The organism is Chromobacterium sp. ASV23, assembly GCF_016428945.1.
GTDB classification, from domain to species: domain Bacteria; phylum Pseudomonadota; class Gammaproteobacteria; order Burkholderiales; family Chromobacteriaceae; genus Chromobacterium; species Chromobacterium sinusclupearum.
The window spans coordinates 24,579-32,956 of sequence record NZ_JAELTR010000048.1 but is presented as its reverse complement, the minus strand read 5'-3'; the positions used below and the strand labels follow the sequence as shown (position 1 = coordinate 32,956).

Annotated in this window: 7 protein-coding genes; all 7 read left to right on the top strand. The window is 61.4% G+C overall.

Features of this window, described 5'->3' with window-relative positions:
- Positions 1-1,439, top strand: a 1,439-nt coding sequence (locus JHD59_RS16910; protein ID WP_199155084.1) for a type VI secretion system Vgr family protein, incomplete at its 5' end; no start/stop codon positions are given.
- Complete coding sequence (locus JHD59_RS16905; RefSeq protein WP_199155083.1) at positions 1,436-2,230, top strand: DUF4123 domain-containing protein; 795 nt, start codon at positions 1,436-1,438, stop codon at positions 2,228-2,230. The genes JHD59_RS16910 and JHD59_RS16905, both read left to right, overlap by 4 nt.
- The gene (locus JHD59_RS16900) at positions 2,227-2,778 is read left to right on the top strand and encodes a DUF3304 domain-containing protein (RefSeq protein ID WP_199155082.1); all 552 of its coding nucleotides are present in this window, start codon (positions 2,227-2,229) and stop codon (positions 2,776-2,778) included. Before JHD59_RS16905 ends, JHD59_RS16900 begins: the two co-directional genes overlap by 4 nt.
- A 40-nt stretch (positions 2,779-2,818) precedes the next feature.
- Positions 2,819-3,370 (top strand): DUF3304 domain-containing protein, encoded by a 552-nt coding sequence (locus JHD59_RS16895; RefSeq protein ID WP_199155081.1) that lies wholly within the window; start codon positions 2,819-2,821, stop codon positions 3,368-3,370.
- Positions 3,361-5,460 (top strand): DUF2235 domain-containing protein, encoded by a 2,100-nt coding sequence (locus JHD59_RS16890; RefSeq protein WP_199155080.1) that lies wholly within the window; start codon positions 3,361-3,363, stop codon positions 5,458-5,460. The genes JHD59_RS16895 and JHD59_RS16890 overlap by 10 nt, the downstream gene beginning before the upstream one ends.
- Positions 5,461-5,529: 69 nt before the next feature.
- Positions 5,530-7,389, top strand: a complete 1,860-nt coding sequence (gene tssF, locus JHD59_RS16885) for a type VI secretion system baseplate subunit TssF (protein ID WP_199155079.1) — start codon at positions 5,530-5,532, stop codon at positions 7,387-7,389.
- Positions 7,353-8,372, top strand: a complete 1,020-nt coding sequence (tssG, locus tag JHD59_RS16880; protein WP_199155078.1) for a type VI secretion system baseplate subunit TssG — start codon at positions 7,353-7,355, stop codon at positions 8,370-8,372. Before tssF ends, tssG begins: the two co-directional genes overlap by 37 nt.
- Positions 8,373-8,378 lie beyond the last annotated feature (6 nt).

Sequence of the window (8,378 nt, the reverse complement as noted above, 5' to 3'; positions counted from 1 at the left end):
CCCACACCGCGCAGGCCAAACCCACCTCGCTGGGCGTGCAAACCGCCACCGTGGTCGGCCCGGCCGAGCCGACAGACCAAGCCGCCGACGAGATCTACACCGACGGCCAGGGCCGCATCAAGGTGCAATTCCACTGGCAACGGCCACAGGAACACGCCCAGTTCGGCGCCAACCTCGACGACAAATCCAGCTGCTGGCTGCGCGTGGCCATGCCCAGCGCCGGCGCCGGCTTCGGCCACCAGTTCATCCCGCGCATCGGCCAGGAAGTGCTGGTCGACTTCATCGAAGGCGACATCGACCGGCCCGTCATCACCGGCGTGCTGTACAACGGCAGCCACCCGACGCCGGACTTCAGCGGCGCCGGCGCGCTGCCCGCCAACAAAACGCTGTCCGGCATCAGATCCAAGGAACATCAAGGCGGCGGCTACAACGAACTGTTGTTCGACGACACCCCCGGCGAAGTGCGCGCCAAGCTCAGTAGCGAATCCGGCAAGACCCAGCTGAATCAGGGCTTCCTCACCCACCCGCGCAGCAACGGCAAAGCCCAGCCGCGCGGCGAAGGCTTCGAGCTGCGGACAGATCAGCACGGCGCCATCCGCGCCGCCCACGGCCTGCTGCTGTCCACCGAAGCGCAAAACGGCGCCGGCGGCAAGCAGCTGGCGCGCGAACACGCCCAATCGCAACTCGACGCGGCGCTCTCGCTCAGCCAAGCCTTGGCCGAAACCGCCAGCGGCCAACTGGCCGACGCCATGGAAACCGGCCCCGACGAAATCAGCCCGGACAACGCCAAAGCCGGCAAAAAGCCGGACGGCCACCTGCAACACCACGTCGACGCGCTGAAGGCGTGGGAAGCCGGCAGCAACACCGACAAAGACGGCCAGACGGCGAAAGAGCAGGCTGGCCAACAGCCGCTGCTGATCCTGTCCGGCCCGGCCGGCATCGCCTCCCTGACCGAACAAAGCCAAACCGTCTCCGCCGGCGCCAACCTGAACCTCGTCGCCCAGCGCGACGCCAACCACACCACGGGCCGACGCTGGATTCACAACGTGGGTCAGCACATCAGCCTGTTTGTGGCCGGGGTGAAAGACAAGGTGGCGCTGAAGCTGATCGCCGCCAAGGGCAAGGTACAGGTGCAGGCGCAGAGCGACGCGATGGAGCTGACGGCGGATAAGGACCTCTCCATCACCTCGGTCAAACAGAAAATCCAGTTCAACGGCAAACAGGAAATCCTGCTGATCAGCGGCGGCGCTTATGTGCGCATCAAGGACGGCAAGATCGAACTGCACGCGCCGGGCACCGTCAGCTTCAAGGGGGCGAGCCATGATTGGAGCGGGCCGGCGAGCATGAACCTGCCGTTCCCGCAGTTCCCGAACACGGTCTGCAAGTCCTGCATGGCGCAAGCGTTTAGCCAAGCCAACCCCTTGGTGGCGGCCAAATGAAGCAACAAGTTGTTTTGAAACAAGCCAGCCCGGATACATGGCTTGGCTTGCTGCTGGAGCAGGCGCAAGCGCTGGAATTGCCCTGGTTTGATCTGATCATCGATCAGGCGGAGATGGGATCGCGTTGGCAGGGCCGGATCGGCGCGCTGTATCCGCCGCGCATTCTGCTGCAAAACACGGCGCATGCCGAGGCGGCGGACCAGGGGCCGGTTTTGGTTCGCTTGGATGCCAGCCAGCCGCAAACGCGTTTGCTGAAGCTATTGCGGCAATGGCAGGGCCAGCCGCGTTTGCTGGCTTTGTTTAGCGCCTGGGACTATGACGCCTTGGCCGCCAGGCTCACGCTGTGTCTGCAAGCATCATGGGACAAGGGCTTGCAACAGGGGGTGTTGAGATACCACGACCCGCGGCTGTTTGGCGCAGTAGTGGAGGCGTTGGATGAACAGCGGCAGCAGTTATTGCTGGAACCCGCCTCGAAGTGGCACTGGCTGGACCGCGATGGCCATGCTCGCATGCTGGATGCCGCCGCACTGCAGTTGCTGCCGCCGCTGCAATGGCGGCATGACTCTCTGACTTTAGAGCAGGATCACATCGACGCCTTGAGCAGCTGGCATCTGGCCGAAACCTGGCGCCAAAACCATCTGCTGGTGCCGGAGAGTTATGGCCTGGATTCCGAGGAAGAGATGATCCGCCGGCTGGCTTTGGCGCATCAAGCAGCCGACAAGGCCAAGCTGTGGTCTGAAGACGAGCGGATGCCGCTGGTGGCGCGCTACCTTGGCCAGGAGTCGGCATGAGGCGGCTATTCGGTTTTGCAGGCGCAGCCTGGATATGGCTGAGCTTGAGCGGCTGCCAAAGTCTGGCGGGCGAGGCGATGAAAGGGGTTCCGGCTAGAGTAGTGAATGCCGATAAAAGCATCCGGGTTATTTGGGCCACCTTCAATGGGCAAGGGGTGAGTGGCGGCGGCGGAGATGAATGCTGCATGAGCATACCTGAAAAATGGACGCCGGGCATGACTGCCGAGATTACTTGGAAAAAAGACCCGATCCCGGATAAAAATCCAGATGGATCGACTGAACCTGCTTGGAAAAATGGAATGTCAACTCCAGAATGGCGAGGATGGATGCGTATTCATAAGTCAAGCTACAAGACACTGAGCAAAACTATCAATGTGCCGAAGTACGGCGATACCTGCGGTGTTACATTTGTTTTTCTGCCCTGTGATGATGTCAGGGCGATTCTAGATTGTGATCAGAAGCGTGCGGCTTTTCGCAATTTGCCTGGTGGAGAAAAATTCGACACGGAGTTGATTCGCCGCCTGGGCGGCAAGCAGGCTTGTCAGTAAGCGCTATGGCAGTGATCAAGCAGATTATGGAGAAGTTAGGATGCAAACACGATGGTTGACCGCCTTAGTTTTCTCGATTCTGGCCTTGCTGGCCGGCTGCCAAAGCATGGCTGGCGAGGAGATGATAGGCATTCCTGCTAGAGTGGTGAATGCCGATAAAAGCATCAGTATTATTCGCGCTACATTCAATGGTCAAGGGGTGAGTGGCGGCGGCGGAGATGAATGCTGCATGAGCATTCCCGAAAAATGGAAGCCGGGCATGACGGCTGAGATTACTTGGGAAAAAGACCCGAGTCCTGAGCTGAATCCGGGAAATATCCCGCCACCTAAATGGAAGAATGGTAGTTCCACGCCCGAGTGGCGTGAATGGATGCGTATTCATCAGTCTAATTACAAGAAGATGAGCAAAACTATCAATGTGCCGAAGTACGGCGATACCTGCGGTGTTACATTTGTTTTTCTGCCCTGTGATGATGCTAGGGTGATTATTGATTGTGATCAAAAAAGTGAGCTTTTCCGCACTTTGCCTGGAGGGCCAAACCGATATCCAGAGTTGATTCGCCGCATGGGAGGGAGGATGACATGTCAGTAAGTTTGGCACCTGCTTATCCAGAAACAGGATATTTCCCGGTTAAGGTTTCAGACGTTATTTCGCAGCGTCTCTCCCAGCAATGTGAGATATCTGCGCATTGTATGGATGAGCGTGCGGTGGGCAAGTCTGTCCCATGTAGTTTGGTACTCAATATCAGCCTGTTTTTTGATGGCACCAATAATCATGGTGATTCCGATGACAAGGCTAGTCCTGTGTGTAGCAGCAATGTGCGACGCTTATATCATGCCTCACTTGGCGAGGATGACTCTCAAAGTAGCGGTTATTTCAAGCACTACATGCAAGGCGTCGGCACTGAGTTTAAAAAAATTGGCGAAAATGGCCCCTCATCGAGTGGTCTGAGCTTTGCGACTGGGGGGGAGCGGCGCATTCTGTGGGGGCTGACGCGTCTGATAGACTCCCTGCAACTAGCTGTTGGTCTGGACGAATATAAAGACAAAGATGCTTTGGGTGTGATCCAGAAAATGGAATTCACCTATGAAGAGGCGGAAAACGGCCTGAAGGTGAAGAAGCCTACCAGCCTGTCTGATCGTCAAGCCGCGATGAAGGAGGGCATGGCCGAGGTGCTAAAGAAGCTGGCGCAGCCGGACTTCAAACCGCAGGTGCTGAAGATCAAGTTGTGTGTTTACGGCTTCTCGCGCGGGGCGGCCGAGGCGCGCGCCTTTTTGTGGCGGCTGAACGAACAGATGCCGGACGAGACCTTCTTCGGCATCCCGTTGGAAGTGAAATTTCTCGGGATATTCGACACTGTGGCCTCGGTGGGCCTGACTGAACTGGCACCGGGCGCCAAGGGACACTTGGACTGGGGTGGCGACATGGCGCTGCCGGACAAAACCTGGTTGCAACATTGCGAGCATATGGTCAGCGCCCATGAGCAGCGGCTGTGCTTTCCCTTGGACTCGGTGGGCAACAGCGCCTCCGGCGGCTACCCAAGCTGCGTCAAGGGGGAATGGGTGTATCCCGGCATGCATAGCGATGTCGGCGGCGGCTATCCGCCCAATGACCAGGGCAAGGCGCGCGGCGAGCAGGGCCTGTTGTTGTCGCAGCTGCCCCTGAATCATATGTACCGGTTGGCGTTTGAGGCCGGCGCGCCCTTGAAGATCAATGCCGGAGCTTTGACCGAAGGCACCGCCGCGGATAAGGCGAAACTAGCGTTGCTGCAGAAGCAGGAACCGTGGCGCTTTATGGAGCAGAAGGATATTAGTCTTTTTGATACGAGCACTGAGCTAAAAGCACGATTCAACGCCTGGCGCGCCGCCTCCAAGGCTTCCGGCTCGCTGACGGCCATCCTGCAGGAGCAAACCGCCCAGATCAACGCCTGGCGCATCGAGCGCTATGCGGGCGGCCTGCAAGGCCGGGGCGGGCAGGGCCAGCAGAACGCCGACTACTTCAAATACGCGCAATCGCAACGTGAAACGCCGTCCTGGGCCGTTGATCAGGAAAAGGCGGCCTGGGGCCGGCAAAGCCGCAAGGGCAGCGCCAGCGAGGTGACGATGGCGCCGCCGACTAGCGGAGTCTACTCGACACAGGACAAGCGATTCGTGCAAGTGCCGATTCCGCAGGACAAGCTGAGCGAGATGGACAAGGCGTATATTGGCAAGCCGTTCACGCCTAATCTGTCCAAAGAATATGAGCCGACGCAGGACGGCACCCAGTTGCAGGTGGGGGCCAAGGATTTCACGGATGATTACCTGGGCAAAATCAGCGTGGGGCTGAACCCGGTAGGCTGGCTGGCAACCATGTTTACTGCCGCATCGCGGATGTTCAGCAAAGACTGCACCGGTAAGGAGCGGGCTTTGCTGATCGAGAAGAGCGAAAAATTCTATCCGAATGTGAAAGATAATGCGGACTTGATGGCCTTGTACGACGAGCATGTGCATGACTCGCGCGCCTGGTTCATGTACTCCGCCTTGGGCAAGCTGGAGCCGCATGGTTCGTACTGGCGCTACCGCACGGTTTTCTTTACGCATGACGATAACAAGAAGCTGATTTGCGAATCGGATGAAGCCAATGAGGCGTTCCAGAAAGAATTGCAGCGTAGGGAACAGGTGAAGGCTTTTACTCAGCGATGAGTTGGCCGCGAATGAATGTGTTGACTGGTGCATCCGCATCGCGCCAAGAGCCGAACCGACGATTGAAATATGCTTGAATCTCTACTCCCCTACTACGAACGCGAACTCGGCCAACTGCGCGAGCTGTCCGGCGAGTTCGCGCGCCGCTATCCCAAGATCGCCGGCCGGCTGCAGATGGAAGGCGACCAGTGCGCCGATCCGCATACCGAGCGGCTGATCGAGGCGTTCGCGCTGCTGGCGTCCCGCATCCACAAGAAGCTGGACGACGATTATCCCGAGGTGGCGGAGAGCTTCCTCGATGTGCTGTATCCGCATTATCTGCAGCCGATTCCGTCCGCCACCATCGTGCAGTTCGAGTGCGATCCGGCACGGCCGGAGATCGCCAAGCGCTACCGCGTGGAGCGCGGGCAGGCGGTGCATGCGCCGGCCATCAACGGCGTGGTGTGCAAGTTCCGCAGCGCCTATCCGGTGGACCTGTATCCGCTGTCCTTGAAGGACGCGCGGCTGGAGCTGACCAGCGGCTCGCCGTACCTGCGCCAACTGGCGCCGGACGCGGCGGCGCTGCTGACGCTGGAGTGCCACACACATGGCGGGCTGGCGCTGAACCACATCGGTTTGACGTCCTTGCGTTTCTTCCTGGACGGCGAGCCGGCGCTGATGCACCTGCTTTACGAGCTGCTGCTGTCGCAGGTGCTGCGCATCCGCGTGGGCGACGGCAGCGACGATCCGGCCCGCACCTTCACGCTGCCGGCCTCGGCCATCCGCCCGGTGGGATTTGGCCGCGACGAGGGCATGCTGGAGTACGACGAGCGCTCCTTCATGGGCTACCGGCTGCTGACGGAATACTTCTGCTATCCGGAAAAATTCCTGTTTGTCGACATCGCGGAGTTGGACAAGGCGGCCGCGCGGCTGAACGGGGAAAAATTGGTGCTGCAGCTGGTGCTGGGCGACTACCCGGACAGCGAGCGCCATCATCGGCTGCTGACGCAGCTGCAGCCGCAGCATTTGAAGCTGGGCTGCACCCCGGTGGTGAACCTGTTCAAACAGCCGGGCGAGCCTATCCGCATCAGCCATCAAAAGACGGGCTACCCGGTGCAGGCCGATGGCCGCAAGCCGCAGGCTTACGAAGTGATCCAGATCCGCAAGGTGGTGCGGGTGGAGAAATCCGGCGAGGGCGAAACCAGCGAGGAAGTGCCGCCGTTCTATGCCACTCGCCACGGCAGCGAGCGCCAGGCGCCGCGCTTCTACTGGCACGCCAGCCGCGAAGGTTCGCCGCGCCAGGGCGACAAGGGCACGGACCTGGAGCTGCATCTGGTGGATCTGCAGTTCAACGCGGTGCGTCCAGCGGCTGAGGTGCTGAGCCTGGAGCTGCTGTGCAGCAACCGCGACCTGCCGGAGCAGATTCCGTTTGGCGGCAGCCAGGCGGCGCAGCGCACCGACTTCACCCTGCCGGGACACTCGGTGGTGAAGCGCGTGCGCCTGTTGCGCAAGCCTTCCGCCACCCAGCGCAGCCCCTTGGGCCGCGCCGTGCAGTGGCGGCTGATCTCGCACCTGTCGCTGAACTACATGTCCATCGTCGATTCCGGCGTGGCCGCGCTGCAGGAGATGCTGGCGCTGTACAACCTGACCGGATCGCCGGTCAACGTGCGGCAAATCCAGGGCGTGGTGGGCATTCATAGCGAAGCGGCGGTGACGCGCGTCACCGGCCGCGACTTTGCCGGCTTCGTGCGCGGCAGCGACATCCGGCTGAAACTGGACGCGGACTACTATGTGGGCGGCAGCGTCTACCTGTTCGCCTCGGTGCTGGAACGCTTCTTCGCGCTGTATTGCGCGCCGAACAGCTTCACCCGCTTGCGGGTGGAAACCGTGCAACAGAATCAGGAGGTGGCGGCATGGCCGGCCAGAGCGGGCGAAGCCCTCGTGATCTGAGGCAGGAGCTGGCCAAGGACGCCAGCCAGTTCGGCTTCTTCCAGGCGGCGCGCATCCTGGGCCTGTCCGGCCACAAGCGGGGCGGAGCCAGGCGCGGGCGGCTGCCGGAGCGGCTGCGCTTCCGCACGCTGGCGTCGCTGTCCTTCCCGGCCAGCGAGCTGACCGGCTACCAGCCGGCGGCGGAGGGCAGCGAGGCGGCGGATGAGATGACCATCAGCTTCATGGGCCTCACCGGGCCGAGCGGCGCCTTGCCCACCGCGTATACGGAGTTGTTGCTGGAGCGCCGTCTGCGCCACCGCGACGACACCATGCACGCGTTTTTCGACCTGTTCAGCCACCGCGCCGCCTCGCTGTTTTTCGAGGCCTGGTGCAAGTACCGCAGCTGGGTCAATGTCGAGGCCGGCGAGTGCGATGGTTTCACCCGCAACCTGCTGGACCTGGGCGGCGTCGGGCTGGGCCAGCTGCGGCAGCAGATGGGGCCGGGCGCGCAGCTGGATGAGCGGATGTTTGTCTATTACGCCGGTTTGCTGAGCCAGAAGCCGCTGTCGGCGCAATCGCTGGTGACGCTGGTGGAGGGTTTCTTTGGCGTCAAGGCCAGCCTGGAGCAGTTTGTCGGCCAGTGGCTGCAGGTGCCGCGCGAGGAGCAGAGCCAGCTGGGCGTGGACGGTTGCGAGCTGGGCCTGTCCGCCTTTGCCGGCGAGCGCATCTGGGACAGCCAGACCAAGATCAAGCTGCGGTTGGGGCCGCTGCGCCGCGAGCAGTTCAACGCGCTGCAGCCGCACGCCGCCGGCGCGCAGGCGCTGCGCGCGCTGATGCAGTACGCGCTGGGCCACAGCCTGGCAGCCGAGGTCTGCCTGGTGCTGGATGAGCGCGATGTGGCGCCGGCGGTGCTGGGTTCGGCCGCGCTGAGCCTGGGCGGCGACAGCTGGCTGGGCCGCCCGCCAGGCCATCCCGACGATATGCGTTACACCCTGTTGAACTGATAGGAA

Excerpts from the sequence above, each read along its gene's own strand:
- tssF (WP_199155079.1), top strand. The coding sequence starts at position 5,530 with ATGCTTGAATCTCTACTCCCCTACTACGAACGCGAACTCGGCCAACTG.
- JHD59_RS16895 (WP_199155081.1), top strand. The coding sequence starts at position 2,819 with ATGCAAACACGATGGTTGACCGCCTTAGTTTTCTCGATTCTGGCCTTG.
- JHD59_RS16900 (WP_199155082.1), top strand. The coding sequence starts at position 2,227 with ATGAGGCGGCTATTCGGTTTTGCAGGCGCAGCCTGGATATGGCTGAGC.
- JHD59_RS16905 (WP_199155083.1), top strand. The coding sequence starts at position 1,436 with ATGAAGCAACAAGTTGTTTTGAAACAAGCCAGCCCGGATACATGGCTT.
- JHD59_RS16890 (WP_199155080.1), top strand. The coding sequence starts at position 3,361 with ATGTCAGTAAGTTTGGCACCTGCTTATCCAGAAACAGGATATTTCCCG.
- tssG (WP_199155078.1), top strand. The coding sequence starts at position 7,353 with ATGGCCGGCCAGAGCGGGCGAAGCCCTCGTGATCTGAGGCAGGAGCTG.